The sequence below is a fragment of the Campylobacter concisus genome (genome assembly GCF_002913045.1).
Taxonomy (GTDB): Bacteria; Campylobacterota; Campylobacteria; order Campylobacterales; family Campylobacteraceae; genus Campylobacter_A; species Campylobacter_A concisus_AP.
In genome coordinates, this window is sequence record NZ_PPAF01000038.1 from 130,182 (window position 1) to 145,307 (window position 15,126).

At 36.9% G+C, this 15,126-nt stretch carries 15 protein-coding genes; 7 read left to right on the forward strand and 8 right to left on the reverse strand.

All coding sequences use genetic code 11. From position 1 onward, the window contains the following. Positions 1–156: 156 nt before the first annotated feature. The 3 genes from topA to crcB all read left to right on the forward strand — a co-directional run bounded on the left by topA (position 157) and on the right by crcB (position 4,166). Positions 157–2,274 (forward strand): type I DNA topoisomerase, encoded by a 2,118-nt coding sequence (gene topA / locus CYP43_RS07855; RefSeq protein ID WP_180998672.1) that lies wholly within the window; start codon positions 157–159, stop codon positions 2,272–2,274. Between the two features lie 699 nt (positions 2,275–2,973). Continuing rightward, positions 2,974–3,813: a biotin synthase gene (locus tag CYP43_RS07860; protein ID WP_103583147.1), complete on the forward strand. Its 840-nt coding sequence runs from the start codon at positions 2,974–2,976 to the stop codon at positions 3,811–3,813. After that, entirely contained in the window at positions 3,813–4,166 is a 354-nt protein-coding gene (crcB, locus tag CYP43_RS07865; RefSeq protein WP_084041889.1) for a fluoride efflux transporter CrcB, read from the forward strand. The genes CYP43_RS07860 and crcB overlap by 1 nt, the downstream gene beginning before the upstream one ends. A 665-nt stretch (positions 4,167–4,831) precedes the next feature. On the opposite strand, the gene CYP43_RS07870 is transcribed toward crcB, so the two are convergent. Continuing rightward, positions 4,832–5,314 (reverse strand): hypothetical protein, encoded by a 483-nt coding sequence (locus CYP43_RS07870; protein ID WP_103583219.1) that lies wholly within the window; start codon positions 5,312–5,314, stop codon positions 4,832–4,834. A 117-nt stretch (positions 5,315–5,431) separates the two neighbouring features. Here CYP43_RS07870 and CYP43_RS07875 point away from each other — a divergent pair, with 117 nt between their 5' ends. The 3 genes from CYP43_RS07875 to CYP43_RS07885 are packed head-to-tail and all read left to right on the forward strand — an operon-like array spanning position 5,432 to position 8,678. Further along, a complete protein-coding gene (locus CYP43_RS07875) occupies positions 5,432–6,595 on the forward strand; it encodes a cation:proton antiporter (RefSeq protein ID WP_072595383.1) in 1,164 nt (387 codons plus the stop codon). A gap of 2 nt (positions 6,596–6,597) precedes the next feature. Further along, positions 6,598–7,875: a citrate synthase gene (locus CYP43_RS07880; protein ID WP_103583148.1), complete on the forward strand. Its 1,278-nt coding sequence runs from the start codon at positions 6,598–6,600 to the stop codon at positions 7,873–7,875. After that, complete coding sequence (locus CYP43_RS07885; protein ID WP_103583149.1) at positions 7,872–8,678, forward strand: 3'(2'),5'-bisphosphate nucleotidase CysQ family protein; 807 nt, start codon at positions 7,872–7,874, stop codon at positions 8,676–8,678. The genes CYP43_RS07880 and CYP43_RS07885 overlap by 4 nt, the downstream gene beginning before the upstream one ends. Before the next feature lie 107 nt (positions 8,679–8,785). On the opposite strand, the gene CYP43_RS07890 is transcribed toward CYP43_RS07885, so the two are convergent. The 7 genes from CYP43_RS07890 to CYP43_RS07920 are packed head-to-tail and all read right to left on the reverse strand — an operon-like array spanning position 8,786 to position 14,250. Continuing rightward, positions 8,786–10,237 carry a class I SAM-dependent methyltransferase gene (locus tag CYP43_RS07890; protein ID WP_258032191.1) on the reverse strand — a complete coding sequence of 484 codons (1,452 nt, stop codon included), beginning with the start codon at positions 10,235–10,237 and terminating at the stop codon, positions 8,786–8,788. 8 nt (positions 10,238–10,245) lie between these two features. After that, positions 10,246–10,743: a redoxin family protein gene (locus tag CYP43_RS07895; RefSeq protein ID WP_103583150.1), complete on the reverse strand. Its 498-nt coding sequence runs from the start codon at positions 10,741–10,743 to the stop codon at positions 10,246–10,248. Positions 10,744–10,791: 48 nt separating this feature from the next. Further along, positions 10,792–11,469, reverse strand: a complete 678-nt coding sequence (gene modB, locus CYP43_RS07900; protein ID WP_103583151.1) for a molybdate ABC transporter permease subunit — start codon at positions 11,467–11,469, stop codon at positions 10,792–10,794. After that, entirely contained in the window at positions 11,466–12,323 is an 858-nt protein-coding gene (locus CYP43_RS07905; RefSeq protein ID WP_103583152.1) for a sulfate/molybdate ABC transporter ATP-binding protein, read from the reverse strand. Before CYP43_RS07905 ends, modB begins: the two co-directional genes overlap by 4 nt. Further along, positions 12,320–12,715 (reverse strand): TOBE domain-containing protein, encoded by a 396-nt coding sequence (locus CYP43_RS07910; protein ID WP_103583153.1) that lies wholly within the window; start codon positions 12,713–12,715, stop codon positions 12,320–12,322. Before CYP43_RS07910 ends, CYP43_RS07905 begins: the two co-directional genes overlap by 4 nt. Then, a complete protein-coding gene (modA, locus tag CYP43_RS07915; protein WP_103583154.1) occupies positions 12,712–13,467 on the reverse strand; it encodes a molybdate ABC transporter substrate-binding protein in 756 nt (251 codons plus the stop codon). The genes CYP43_RS07910 and modA overlap by 4 nt, the downstream gene beginning before the upstream one ends. Further along, entirely contained in the window at positions 13,468–14,250 is a 783-nt protein-coding gene (locus CYP43_RS07920; RefSeq protein ID WP_103583155.1) for a TOBE domain-containing protein, read from the reverse strand. Positions 14,251–14,415: 165 nt separating this feature from the next. Between CYP43_RS07920 and CYP43_RS07925 the strand changes: the two genes are divergently transcribed. Next, entirely contained in the window at positions 14,416–15,126 is a 711-nt protein-coding gene (locus CYP43_RS07925; protein ID WP_103583156.1) for an MlaA family lipoprotein, read from the forward strand.

Consider the following 15,126-nt stretch of genomic DNA (forward strand, 5'->3'; position numbering starts at 1 on the left):
ATGTCGCACGAAAACTATATCGTGAAATTTTCTAAAAACTTTATAGGCATGAATGAAAAAATTTTTAAAATAATGAAGACGGATTTGATTTTTTATGCCTTGATACTTTAAAAATTATTTTTGCTACAATTACGCCAAAAAAATCAAAGGCTATATATAATGAAAAGCTTAATCATCGTGGAATCTCCTGCAAAAGCAAAGACTATCAAAAATTTTCTAGATAAAAGTTACAATGTCATCGCCTCAAAAGGTCACATCAGAGACCTGCCAAAAACAAGCTTTGGTATCAAGATAGAAGATGATAAATTTACCCCAGAGTATCGCATCAGCAGTGATCACTCCGCCATCGTAAAAGAGATAAAAGAGCTTGCCAAAGCTGCAGATGAAATTTATCTCGCGACCGATGAGGATAGAGAGGGTGAGGCGATCGCGTTTCATATCGCAAACGCCATCGGCAAAGAGCCAACCAGTCTACCTCGCATCGTATTTCATGAGATCACCAAAAGCGCCATACAAAACGCTCTAAAAAGCCCAAGACACGTCGATATGAACAGCGTCAATGCCCAGCAAACAAGGCGCTTGCTAGACCGCATCGTTGGCTACAAGCTAAGCCCGCTTTTAAATTTAAAGATACAAAAAGGCTTAAGCGCTGGACGTGTGCAAAGTGCAGCACTAAAGATAATAGTTGACCGCGAGCGTGAAATCCAGGCATTTAAGCCAGTTGAATACTACACTATTGACACTGTTTTCAAAAAAGATCTGGACGCTGAGCTAGTTAAATTTGAAAACCAAAAGATCGAAAAGCTAACTATCCAAAACCCAGACCGCGCAAAATACATTATAGAGAATTTACAAAATGAGAAATTTAGCGTCCGTGAGATCGAGAGCAAGGATAGAAAGATACAGCCAAGTCCACCATTTATGACCTCAACACTTCAGCAAAGTGCGAGCAACCGCCTTGGCTTTAGCCCTAAAAAGACGATGATGATCGCACAAAGCCTCTATGAGGGCGTGCAAACAAACGAAGGCTTCATGGGTGCGATCACCTATATGAGAACAGACAGCTTAAATTTAGCCAAAGAGGCCGTAGCGGCAGCTAGAGAGCACATCCTCCAAAACTACGGCAAAGAGTATCTGCCAGCCAAAGCGATAAGCTACACGACAAGCTCAAAAGGCGCACAAGAAGCCCACGAGGCGATCCGCCCTACAAATTTAAACTTTACACCGCAAATTGCAGCTAAATTTTTAGAAAAAGACGCGCTCAAACTCTACACACTCATCTACAATAGATTTTTAGCCTGCCAAATGAGCGCATGTGTGAGCCAAACGCAAAACGTCTATGTCGAAAGCGAAAAAGGCGAGTTTAAGATAAGCGGCAGAAAGGTACTATTTGACGGCTTTTACAAAGTTTATGGCGAGCTTGATAAGGATAAAATTTTGCCAAATTTAAAAAAGGGCGACGAGATGAGCTTGCAAAGCATAAAAAGCACGCAAAATTTCACCGAGCCACCAGCTAGGTACTCAGAAGCTGGCCTTGTTAAGAAGTTAGAGAGCCTAGGTATCGGTCGCCCAAGTACCTATGCACCGACTATCACGCTGCTAACCTCAAGAGACTACGTGAGAGTCGAGAAAAAGCAGCTCATACCAAACGAGATCGCATTTAGCATGATAGGCGTTTTGGAGGAGCACTTTAGTAATATAGTTGATAGCGAATTTACCTCACATCTTGAAGAAAAACTCGATGAAATCGCACTTGACAAGGCCGACTGGCAAAAGGTGCTAAGCGACTTTTACTATCCATTTATGGAAAAAATTAGTGCTGGAAAAACTGGCATAAAAAGCCTAAAAACAGCCACTCCAATCGGTGAGAAGTGTCCAGATTGCGGAAGCGAGCTCTTGCTTAGAAAAGGTAGATACGGCGAATTTATCGCTTGTTCAAATTTCCCAAAATGCAAATACTCAAGAAACGTCGCAAAAGATAATGAAAAGAGTACAGAGGCCAGCACTACTGGGGCAGCTAAGCCAAAACGTGAGCTTAAAAAGCTTGATGTGCCATGTCCAAAATGCGGCGGCGAGATCGTCGAGAGATTTAGCAGGCGCGGTAAATTTTATGGATGTGCCAACTATCCAAAATGCGACTTCATCTCAAACTACGAGCCAGTTGAGCAAAAATGCGACGAATGTGGCGGCGATATGATCAAAAAAGAGCTTAAAAAAGGTACATTTATAGAGTGCACAAAGTGTAAGAAAAAGACCCTTATCTCTGAAAACTAAAAATTTCTAGCCAAATTTGAGCCCTTGAGCCTAAATTTGGCTTTTATAAATTTGGGCTTTAAATGTCTGACATCACCGCTAAGCTTAGCCAGCATAAAGGGCAAAAACCTCGTCACCAACTACACTTAGTCAGATGGTAGCTTCAAATCGTAGCACCCACTTTTTGTGCTTTTTGACGAGCTTAGCGCTTTGCCAAATTTAAAAACAGATCTTTTAAAAGAACGAGTGGAAATTTATAAGAGAAAGTAATGTCATAAAATTTAAGTTTTTTCGTATAGTTTTTAATAAATTTATATCTTAGAGCAAATTTTAAAATTCCATTCACTCGCAAGAGTTGACTACTAAATTTTAGTTTCGCTTGTAGCTTAGCTCAAATTTTAGAGCCAAAATTACTCGTTCTTTAAATTTTAAAATTTACTTGACACTTACCAGATATACGAACGCATGCAGTGCAAAATCACTATCGCATGTACTTCTAACGTGCGAAGGGTTTAGAGGATTTAAATGAGGATAAAGGGACGACAGCTCTTTGCTTCGCTAGCTCGCAGCTGCAAGCAGACCGTAACTCAAGCCCATTTATCTCCCTTTGAATAAAAATAATTTTATACATTTCATCAAACTATTTTTGCAAATTCATAAATCACCCTACTTAAATTTTAAACCTATCAAAGCTATAATACGCCCCAAAAAGGATGAAAAATGAAAACAATTATGCTCTGTGCGATATGTTCAGTTACTCAAGGAAACTGCGCTGAGGACTGCGCTTACTGCACACAAAGTGCCAAAGCTGGTGCCGATATCTCAAAATTTAAAGAAAAAAGCGTACAGCAGGTGGTGAACGAGGCAAAAATGGCTTATAAAAACCACGCTCTTGGATTTTGTTTAGTCACAAGTGGTGCTAGACTGAATGACAAAAAGACCGACTATATCGCATCTTTAGCAAGAGCCGTGAGCAAAGAAGTGCCAAATTTGATGCTCATCGCATGTAACGGCATGGCGACTTATGAGCAGCTTAGCGAGCTTAAAAAAGCTGGCGTTTTTAGCTACAACCACAACCTTGAAACAAGCCGAGAATTTTTCCCAAAAATTTGTAAAACTCACACTTGGGACGAGAGATATCAGACAAATTTAGACGCAAAAAGAGCTGGGCTCATGCTTTGTACTGGTGGTATTTACGGCGTTGGCGAGAATGAGACTGATAGGGTGAGCTTTAGAGCTAGCCTAAAAGAGCTTGAGCCATTTTCATCGCCGATAAATTTTTTCATAAAAAATGAATCTCTAAGTCTTGATCTGCCCCCTCTTAGTGTAGATGAAGCCCTAAAAATAGTGCGTGAGACTAAAAGAGATCTACCAGAAACTAGAGTCATGATAGCTGGTGGCAGAGAGAAAATTTTAGGCGAGAGACAGTATGAGATCTTTGAAAATGGAGCCGATGCGATCGTGATAGGCGACTACCTCACCGCAAAAGGCGAGAAAGCTAGTAAGGATATCGAGGAGCTTACAAAGCGCGGTTTTAGCTTCGCTAGCATCTGCCACTAATGCTTGTAAATTTGCTTTTCGCAGGGCTTGGAGGCTTTATAGGAGCTGGATGCCGGTTTTTAGCTGGCGAGCTACTAAAATTTAGCCACTTTCCGCTAGCTACACTTGGTGTAAATGCGCTTGGCAGCTTTGTTATCGGCATTTTGTTTTGTCTAAATTTAAGCCAAAGCGTGAGAGTATTTTTGGTCATTGGCATACTTGGCGGATTTACAACATTTTCAAGCTTTAGCCTTGATAGTGTGAAATTTTTAATAGAAGGCGAGCTGGTAAAAGGCTTTTTAAATATCTTTTTAAACCTTGTCCTTTGCCTACTTGCAAGCTATCTTGGCATTTTGCTTGGTAAAAATTTGTGAGGTTTTTAAGGTACGCAACAAAATAACTTTATCTATACCATTTTTAAATTTTAAAGTTTCACTCACTCGCCACTAAATTTAGAGCCGCGATATGCTCGCTTTAATTTACTCAAATTTATCTGATAACAAATCGCATGCAGTGCGTTAGCACTGGAGCATGTCACCTCTAACGTTGTCGGGGTTAGGGGATCGTTAAGGGGGAAGGGAGCGACTTCGTAATTCAAGCCTCTTCCCCCTTAACAAAGAAACAAAACTTTAAATTTCTAAAAACCTTAATTTATAAATTTTAAAATTTCATTCACTCGCAAGAATTGACTACTGATTTTGGGTCTTACAAAGCTTGTCGCTAGAGCCGAAATTACTTGCTTATAAAATTTTAAAATTTGATAGAGTTTTAACCGCATTCAGTGCGCCAGCACTATTGCGTGCACTTTGAGCGTATTAAGGGATTGGGGATATAAAAGGGAATAAGTGGGCGACTTCGTGTCTGCCATGCAGTTGCGAGCTTGCGAAGCAAAATTCAAGCCACTTTGTCCCCATTTAAGTAAACTTCATCAATCTATGTGCAAATTTTAAATTTCATTCACTCACAAGAATTGGCTAGTAAAATTTGATGAAATTTGACAAAACCGCATGCAGTGCAAAATACCGCCACATCCACCTTTCTATCTAGCTTCTACCTTTGGCATTTGAAGCATAAAATTTCTAGCCTCGCTTAAAAGTACAGGCTTAAGCCCATCTACCAGAGTTTTTGGATCATAAATTCTCTCATATGAAATCATTAAGACTCCATCTTTTTTAAGTAAAAAGTGGATTATTTCTATATTCTTACTGCTAGTTTCATCTTTTATGAGAGCTAAAATTTGATCATTCTCTTCACTATAAAGCACCTCTTTAGACTCTTTTATCTTCTTTTTTAGCTCAGCAAGCATACTTTCACTTTTTATATTTTTGTCAAATTTCACTCTAAATCCTACAAAATGCTCATCAAAATTTTCATTTTTTAAAAAGTAAAAACTCTCATCTTTGGCTGTATTTTTCTTATAAAAAACGCTTCCATCAAATTTAAAACTTTGAACCAAACTTAGCTCATCTGCAAAGCTAAAAATTCCAAAAAACATCAAGACAAAAAATAGAAATTTACGCATAAATTTGCACTCCAAATTTTTAAAAATTTGTTGCCATTTTGCCCAAAGATCGCTTAGCTTAATCAAAAAATAACAAAGCTTTTTATACAATCAAACATTTTTAATTTAAGGATCTTTTTGCAGTTACATCAAGCTAGCGAGCTTAGTATTCTTGTCGTTTTGGCATTTATCGTCTTTGCTTCGCCTTATATTTCTAAAATTTTACGCATTCCTGTCGCTCCTGCTGAGATAATACTTGGAGCACTAGCTAGCTACATCGGGCTTGTCGGCGAAAATGAGATGTTTAAGCTAATTAGCGAAGTTGGCTTTTTCTTTTTGATGTTTCTAGCTGGCATGGAGATCGACCTTAGAATGCTTATAAATATTGACCGCAAAATTTTACGTCTGGGGCTTATCTATCTTGCGCTCATTTACTCGCTAGCAACTGCACTTACATTTAGTTTTGATCTTAGTTTGCTTTATATTATCATTATCCCGATAATGGCCGTTGGCATGATATTTACGCTGTTTAAAGAGTATGGCAGAGATGTAAAATGGCTAAATTTAAGTATGCTTATTGCAACTATTGGTGAGCTTATAAGCATTACGCTTTTGACATTTATAGCAGCCTATTTGCAGTTTGGAGCTAGTATAAATTTATGGCTAACAATTGGCTATTTGATCTTATTTTTAGCTATCAGCGTGCTTAGCTTTAAAATTTTAGATGTGCTTTTTTGGTGGTATCCGGGGCTTAAAGTGATCCTTATGCCACACTACGATAAGGATGAAAAAGATATTAGACTAAGTATTGCGGTATTTTTTTCGATGATTGCACTTATGCTTTATTTGAATTTAGAAGTTGCCTTTGGCGCGTTTATCGCAGGTATGTTTATAGCGACATTTTTTGATCATAAAAAAGACTTACCACACAAGCTTTCAAGCTTTGGATTTGGTTTTTTGGTACCGATATTTTTTATACACATAGGCTCAACCTTCAAACTCTCAAGCCTAAGCTCAAATGAAGTGATAAAAGATGCTATTTTTATATTTTGTGCGATGCTTGCCACAAGGCTTTTTTCAAGTGTGTTATTTGTAGGGAAATTAGGATTTAAGGGGATATTTTTGTTTTCTCTCTCACAATCCATGCCACTAACACTTCTAGTAGCAGTTGCTACTATCGCACACAGATCAGGTGAGATAAGTGATTATTCTTACTCATCTTTTATCCTAGCAAGCCTAGCTCAAGCTATAATAGGGACAATAATTATAAAATTTCTAATGCAATCAAGAAGTAAGGAGTAAAAATGTCATCAAATACAGCTACGCTAACTGATAACAGAACCGGCAAGAGTTACGAGTTTCCTATACTAAAAGGCACCATGGGACCTGACGTGATAGACATCTCGACATTTTTTAGTGATACTGGAATGTTTACTTTTGACAGAGGTTATACTTCAACTGCGATGTGTCGCTCGGCGATAACTTATATAGACGGCTTAAAAGGCGAGCTAATGTATAGAGGTTACGATATCGCGTATTTGGCTGAAAATAAGACATTTTTAGACGTGGCATACTTACTCTTAAACAAAGAGCTTCCAACAAATGATCAGTATATAAATTTTAAAACCGAGCTTAAAAAAAGAAGCTTTATACATGAAGGTATGATGAAGCTATTTGACGCATTTCCGGATAAAGCGCACCCTATGGCGATCTTACAAGCAGCAGTCTCAGCCCTAAGTGCCTTTTACTCAGATCACTTAAATATGGATAAACCTGAAGAGTATCACGAGATGGCTATGCGTATAATCGCTAAAATTCCAACGATCGCGGCCTTTAGTTACCGCTACTCACGCGGTCTTCCTATTATATATCCAAATTTAGATCGTGGCTTTACTGAAAATTTCCTCTACATGATGAGAGGCTATCCGTACGAGCACGTCGATCTTAAACCAATCGAGATAAAAGCACTTGACACGGTCTTTATGCTGCACGCAGATCACGAGCAAAACGCTTCAACGACTACTGTTAGAACAGTTGGCTCTACACACGCGCACCCATACGCATGTATAAGCGCAGGCATCGGCGCACTTTGGGGCTGGGCTCACGGCGGGGCAAACGAGGGTGTCATCCGTCAGCTTGAAGAGATTGGCTCGGTCGCAAACGTCGATAGATACATCGCTAGAGCAAAGGATAAAAACGATCCATTTAGACTGATGGGCTTTGGCCACAGGGTCTATAAAAATTTTGACCCTCGCGCAAAAGTGCTTAAGAAGATGAGAGATCAGCTTATGGACGAGATAGGCATTAACTCAGAGCTTATCAAGATCGCAAACCGAATTGAGGAGATCGTGCTAAATGATGACTATTTTGTGAGTAGAAATTTATACCCAAACGTTGATTTTCACTCAGGGCTCATCCTAAAGGCGCTTGGCATACCAAATAATATGTTTGCCGTCATCTTTGTCATCGGTAGGACTCCAGGCTGGATCAGCCAGTGGATCGAGCTAAAAGAGCAAGATACGATAAAGATCGTCCGCCCAAGACAGCTTTATGTTGGAGAGACAAATAGAACACCAAAATGAGTGAGCTTCTAAATTTAGCCATTAAAGCAGCCGTTAATGCTGGAGCGCGAATAATGAAATTTTACTCCGCAGATAATACGGCTCTTAAAGTCTGCCTAAAAGATGATAGCTCACCACTAACTAGCGCTGATCTAGCCGCAAATGAAGCGATAATAAAAATTCTAAGCAAAAGCGAGATAAAAATTTGCTCTGAAGAGAGCATTTTGCAAGAAAGCGTTAAAGACGAGTTTTGGCTCGTAGATCCTCTTGATGGCACGAAAGAATTTCTAGCTAGAAACGGCGAATTTTGTGTTTGCATAGCACTTATAAAAAAAGCTAGACCAGTGCTTGGCGTGATATTTATCCCAGTTAGCAAAGAACTTTTTTATGCTGATGAAAACGGCGCTTTTAAAGAAATTTTAGATAACAATGATGAAATCATAAAGAGAGTTGATCTAAACAAAAAAGATAAAAATTTAGACAATCTAATCTTTTCAAGCAGAAGAGGCGACGCCAAAGAGATAGAATTTATAGGACAGAGCTTAAATTTTGAGCAAAGGTGCATCGGCTCAGCCATAAAATTTTGCCGTTTGGTTGAATTTGGCGGAGCTTATTTGAGATTTGCCCCAAGCTATCTTTGGGATAATGCTGCAGGAGATGCACTAGTAAATTTTTGTGGTGGGAAAGTATTTGACGCTAATAGCGACAAAGAGATGAGCTACGAGCTTGCTAATTTAAAAAGTCCATTTTTCATAGCCCTCTCAAAAAATACACTAAATCTAAAAGATAAAATCATACAACTATATAAGCAAAGTAAAATTTAAACCTTAAATTTCTTCTAGTAGATAAAGCATGCTAGCTATTTTTGCTGTGCCTAGCACGTAGCTCATTATATTTGCTGCGACTTTATCTTTTTTAAGCACTTTGCCATTTATGTCAAATATATCTTCGTGTTCTCTTTGATAAATTTCAAAGCTTTTGCTGCGACATCTTCTAAGCTATTTTTGCCGTCAAGCAATAAAAGTATGTAATAATCGATATTGTTAAGCTTCCTTGAGATGCTAAATTTATTAGCAAAAACAACATCGGCATTATTTTTATGATTTAAGAAATATCTTACATAATTTATTAATTTTTGACTAAGTCTTGAATATCCAGGTCTATACTCGATATTTTTTTGCTCATCTTTTAAGATCATTGCATCAGATGAGTTTGTTAAAATTCTTACAAAAGCGCTATAAACCATAAGCTTATCTTCTGGCAAAATTTCTAAAATCTGAGAAAGGTTTATGCTGGCTGGATACATCTTATAAAAGACCTCGCAAAGCCATGATATATCTTGTGGCATAGCGCCATAACTATCTTGCCACTGGTTATCTTTCTTTATAAAATCTGCCACAACGTGAATTTTATTAATATCGCTTGGACCTATCTGTTTATTGGCTATGCTCTCATAAGTTTTGCTATGGACTATTAGGCTTTGTCTAAAGACTTTGTTGCTAATCATATCCATGAATTGTTCTAGATCGATCCTGTCTTTAAATTTATTATTTTTGTATTCATCTACTACGGCTGTGCCAACATCTGGGGTAAAAATATCATCAAGTGTATACTCACAAAGATAAGTAAGCTCATTTTTGGCAAGCATGGCATTAAAATCTTTAAAATAAAATGGATCATTTGTGTATTCTAAAAACTCATGAGCTATGTAAAAGTCATCTTTTGAGAGCACATGTTCTGTTATAAAGAGAAGCATCTTAAGAGGTATTTTTCCCTCATAAATTTCTTCATTTCTTGTTAGTAAATATTCTTTATAGACTAAAAGTGCTTCTTTGGCTGCTTTTAGCCTCTCTTGCATGCTCTCTTTATCTTTTGCAGCAAGTAGCATTATATCCCTTACGATATCTTTTACTTTCCAGCCAGGATAAACATTATAAGAGATAAATGCCACGCCATTTGCACTTAAATTCTCTCTTACAACTTTTAATATAGCTTCTTTTACAAAGTCAGGCACCCAGCTAAAAACACCATGAGCGATGATATAGTCAAATTTCTCATCACTTTTAAATTCGCAAATATCGCCGTGTATAAGCTCTAAATTTGTAAGCCCCATCTCTTTAACGATCTCTTGCCCTCGCCTTATCTGCTCGCCGCTAAGATCTATGCCAACTACTTTTGCGTTTTTGTTATTTACTGCAAATGGGATCAAATTTCCACCAAAGCTACATCCTATCTCTAAAACTCTTGCATTTTCGCATGGCGGTGGAGTTATGCCAAGAAGTGTAGCACAAGCTTCAAGCCTATATGGCGACGATTGGGCAAAAGCTATTGATTTATAGGTTAGCTCATCATAAGACTTCTCGATTTTGCTATTTTGGCTCATTTTAGCTCCTAGTAGTCTTTTTCTTTGATTTTTTCTAGCATATTTTTTGCATCATTCTCAGGATCATCCACTATATATGCACGCCTTATCTTGCCATCTTTTATGATAAGCGTTTGTCTAAAGTAAAATTTATGTCCATTTGATGCAGAAAAAACTGGAAGCTCAAGTGCTCTCTCAAGCATAAACTCATTATCATTTAAGAACATAACTCCAGCTGAAGTTTCTTCTTGAAATTTCTTTTGAGCTGCGATATCTTGGGAGCCAATAGCCACTACCATGAAACCAAGATCGTTAAAGTCTTTTAAAAATTTCTTGTAGTTTATCGCTTGTTTGGTGCAGCCCTTCATGCCCGCAGTATTTTGCAATTGCTCACTTAAAAGACTAAAGTCCTCGCCTATCTTTGGATAGATAAAAATGACGCAGTCGTGCGTTCTTGCAAAGGCGGAAAAATCAAATTCCTTACCGTCTAGTGTATTTAAATATATACTTGTAGGCACTTTTATCATACTTCATCCTTTAAAATTTTTTACTATTATATCTCTATAAGCTTTGTCTTAAGCTTTTTTAGAATTTAAAAGATAAACTACGAAAAGAACAAAAAAGCTAATTATTAACATCAAAAGTGCATAGATATGAGCCTTGGTGTAATCAAGCATTTCAACCGCTTCAAATATCGCAATACTCGCGACCTTGCTCTCTCCAGCTACGCTACCACCTATCATTAAAACAACACCAAACTCGCCCATAGTGTGAGCAAAGCTAACGACAGTAGCTGTTAATAAATTTGATCTAATACTTGGCAAAATTACTCTAAAAATAGTCGTGAGTTTGTTTTTACCAAGACTATAGCTAGCTTCAAAAAGGCTCTTTTTTAGGCTATTTAGTCCAGCATAAATCGGTCCAAACATAAATGGCAATGAATATATACAACTTGCCACAACAAGACCTGTGAAGTTGAAAACCAGTCTAATTCCAAAAATTTCTTCAATAAATTTACCAAAGGTGGAATAAGGCGAAAGAAAAATAAGTAGATAAAAGCCAAGAACACTTGGTGGCAATACCAAAGGTAGTGAGATTATCGACTCTAAAAATGATTTACCAAAGAATTTTTTCTGCGACATAAAATAAGCAAATGCAATGCAGACAAAAAACAAAATAAAAGTAGTTATAAAAGATAGTTTTAACGAGAGCCAAAACGGCTCGTAATCTATATTTTTTAACTCGTCTATCATGCTTTTTCCAAATTTACGCTAAATGCTTTTGTGCTAACTACCACCATATCGCCTGATTTTAGATTCATTGCTTCGTTGCTACTTAACACAACTTCACAAATTTGACGGTTTATTAGTACGTTTGCTACGAAGATCGCATCACATTTTTTTATCTCTAAAATTTTAGCATTGAAGGCGATTTTTTGAGATCCGGCAGTCTTTAAAAATATCTCGCTTGCTGTGCCAGATCTTGAAATTTTGCCATTTTCAAGAACAAAGACTTTATTGCAAAGCTTATAAATTTCTGCGATATCATGGCTTACTAAGACGATGCTCATTTTAAATTCATCATGAAGTGCCAGTAAATAGTTTTGCAATCTCTCTCGCATGGCATTATCAAGTGCGCTTAGTGGCTCATCAAGCAGTAAAATTTCAGGCCTTCTCATAACTGCACGAGCAAGTGCTACGCGTTGTTTTTGACCACCAGAAAGAGTGCTGATCTTTGCATTTTTTAGGCTTGTTAGGCCGCATATGTCTAGGAGTTTATTTGCTAGGCTTACGTCATCTTTTGCAAAGAGCAAATTTTTAAAGACATTCATATTTTCAAACAAAGCATAATCTTGAAATAAAAAGCCAATATTTCGTTTTTGTGGAGCTAAATTTCTCTTTTCATCAAAGAAAATTTTATCCCCAACCTTTATAAATCCGCTTTGTGGCGTTTCAAAACCAGCAATCAATCTTAAAATAGTAGTCTTTCCGCCGCCGCTTGCTCCATAAAGTGCGACAAAATCGCCATTTTCAAAGCTAAGGTCTGCCTCAAGCATAAATTTGCCGTCGCCACCATTTAGCTCTTTTTTGCAAGAAATTTCTATCATTTTTGAGTACTTATATGAATACTAGTAGATTTTATATAAGCAAAAACACTATCGTTTTTGCTCAAATTTAACGCTTTTAAAGCATGATTTGAAATGATGGCTTCGAAGCTAATTTGATCGCACTTTAGACCAACAACGCTTAAAACTTCACCAAAATTTATAGCCTCTACTACGCATTTTAATTCATTTTCAAGCGAGCTAGTGTCAAGTTTATTCTTTGCCAAGACGACATCCGAGCTTTTAAAACCTAAACTGATTTCATCATTTAAGGCAAATTTGCTAGCCTCATTTAAGACTAGCATAAATAAATTCGCCTCTAAATTTAGACCCTTTAGCTCAAATAAACTGACATCATCTTTGGCTAAAATCCTAACGATCTTTGCTTTTATCATTTAGCTGGGACGTTATAACCAAATTTCTTAAAAATTTCTCTTGATTTATCGCCTAAGATAAACTCATAAAATGCTTTTGCGTCATCATTCTTATCGGCATGTTTTAGAAGAACTATGCCTTGATCAATCGGAGTGTATAGCTCTTGTGGGACAAGGATGTGGTTAACGCCCTCTTTGTATTTTGACATTTTCTCATCAAAAAGTGCACTAGCAGCGATAAAACCTACATCAGATGCACTTAACGCCTGAGATAGAGTCTCAGAAATTTTTTGAGCATAAACAATATTTTTTTCTACTTCGTCATAAAGTTTTGCATTTTTAAGTGCTTCTATGCTGGCTTTGCCGTATGGTGCAGTTTGCGGATTTGCAATAGAAATCGCTTTTAAACCACGAACAACTTCGATGCCTTTTTTAAAGTCAACATCTCTAATAGAAAAAATAGCCACAGCGCCTTGTGCATAAACTTTTGGTTCAGTGCTTGCAAAACCTGTGTCATAAGCTTTTTGCGCAAAGCCCATATCAGCAGCCATGAATATATCGGCTGGAGCTGAGTTTTGTATCTGAGTAACAAGACCGCCACTTGCACCAAGAGTTAGGTTGATTTTGGCATTTGGATAAAGCTTATTAAACTCTTTTATAAGCTCAGGAAATGCATATGTCGTATTTGCAGCAGCATAGACATTTACTTCAGCACCAATTGCGTTTATGGCAAAAAAAGTTGCCAAACATAAAAATTTAAAAACTTTTCTCATTTAAACTCCTATAATGATTTGTGATGATTTTACTATTGCTAAAAGTGTATCGCCAACGCCTATTTGCATATCCATCGCACTATCTTTTGTGATGATGGCAGTAAGTGTTTGCTCATCGCTTAATTTTAAAGTGATTTCAGCATTTACAGCACCTATCTTTGCTTCGATCACTTCGCCTTTTAATTGATTTTTTGTGCTTATTTTTATATCTAGATCCCTAGCCAAAATAACAGCTGGAGCTTTAAAAATATAAATAACTTTTTGTCCAACTTTTAGGCCTAAATTTTTCTCACTTTCAACCGTGATGTTTGACTCAAGCGTGCAGCCATTACTTAGTTTTGCGACTATTTGAGAATTTACCGCACCGCGGTTTATGCTAATAATCTCACATGAGAGCTGATTTCTAGCACTTAAGTTCATATTCATTCTTTGAAGATTTATAATATCTACATCCTCAAAATCTACTTTTTGACAAATTTTTTGTAAAAAATCCTTTTGAGTCTCAAGAATGGCATCATAAATTTTTATCAGTTTATTGGCATACTCGCTTAGCTCGGAGCCACTATTTTTTTTATTTCCATCAGCTCTAATGATAAGGGGCTTACTACTTTTGTTATTTATCGTATCAAGGCAGTCCCAAGCATTTTTGTATGATATACCAACCAGTTCTGCTGCTTTTGTGATACTTTTTGTCTCTTTTATGGCCTTTAATAATGTAATATGCTTAGCTAAAACCTGTGTATCTTCGCCTAAAAATAGTTCTAAATTTATATCTGCTTTCAAAATTTTTACCTTTACTATATTAGAGAATAATTTGTGAAGTATATCTAATTATATTAATCCTTAAGCTTAAAGATTTAAGCCAATTTATAAATTTCTCTTAATTTCTTGTAAAGTTTTTAAAAGATAAAATCGAGCTACATTTTATAAATAAAAATAAGGCTTAGTATGAAATTTTTGCTTTCTATCTTTTTTAGTTTGCTTTTAGCCTGTGCTAATACGGACATAAATACAAATAGCGAAAGCGACGAATTTGATGTTGAATTTGAAGCAAGAAAAGATGTTTTTGACCCGCTTAGTGGCTACAATAGAATGATGACACATGCAAATGACTTTATCTATGTAAATATGCTAACTCCGGTGGCAAAAGGCTATGCCTATGTTGTGCCAAAAACAGCTAGAACAATGGTTTCAAATTTCTTTGATAACCTGCTTTTTCCAGTTCGCTTTGTAAATAACTTACTTCAGTTTAAATTTCAAAACGCTGGCGAAGAGACATTAAGATTTTTAGCAAATACGATAATTGGCTTTGGCGGACTAACAGACGGAGCAAAATACTACAATCTCAAAGCTCACGATGAAGATTTTGGACAAACGCTTGGATATTGGGGGCTTGGCGGTGGTTTTCATATCGTTTGGCCACTTATTGGACCATCAAATTTAAGAGATACTGGTGGTATAGTCGGAGATTATTTTGCTGATCCTATTAGCTACGTTGATCCTATACTTTTATCAACTGGTATCAAGTCATATAGAGCGTTTAATAGCTTTTCGCAAGATCCAATTGCTTATGAAAAACTAAGAAAAGATGCTATTGATCTTTATCCATTTTTACGCGATGCTTACGAGCAAAGACGCGATAAGCTTATCAAGGAGTAA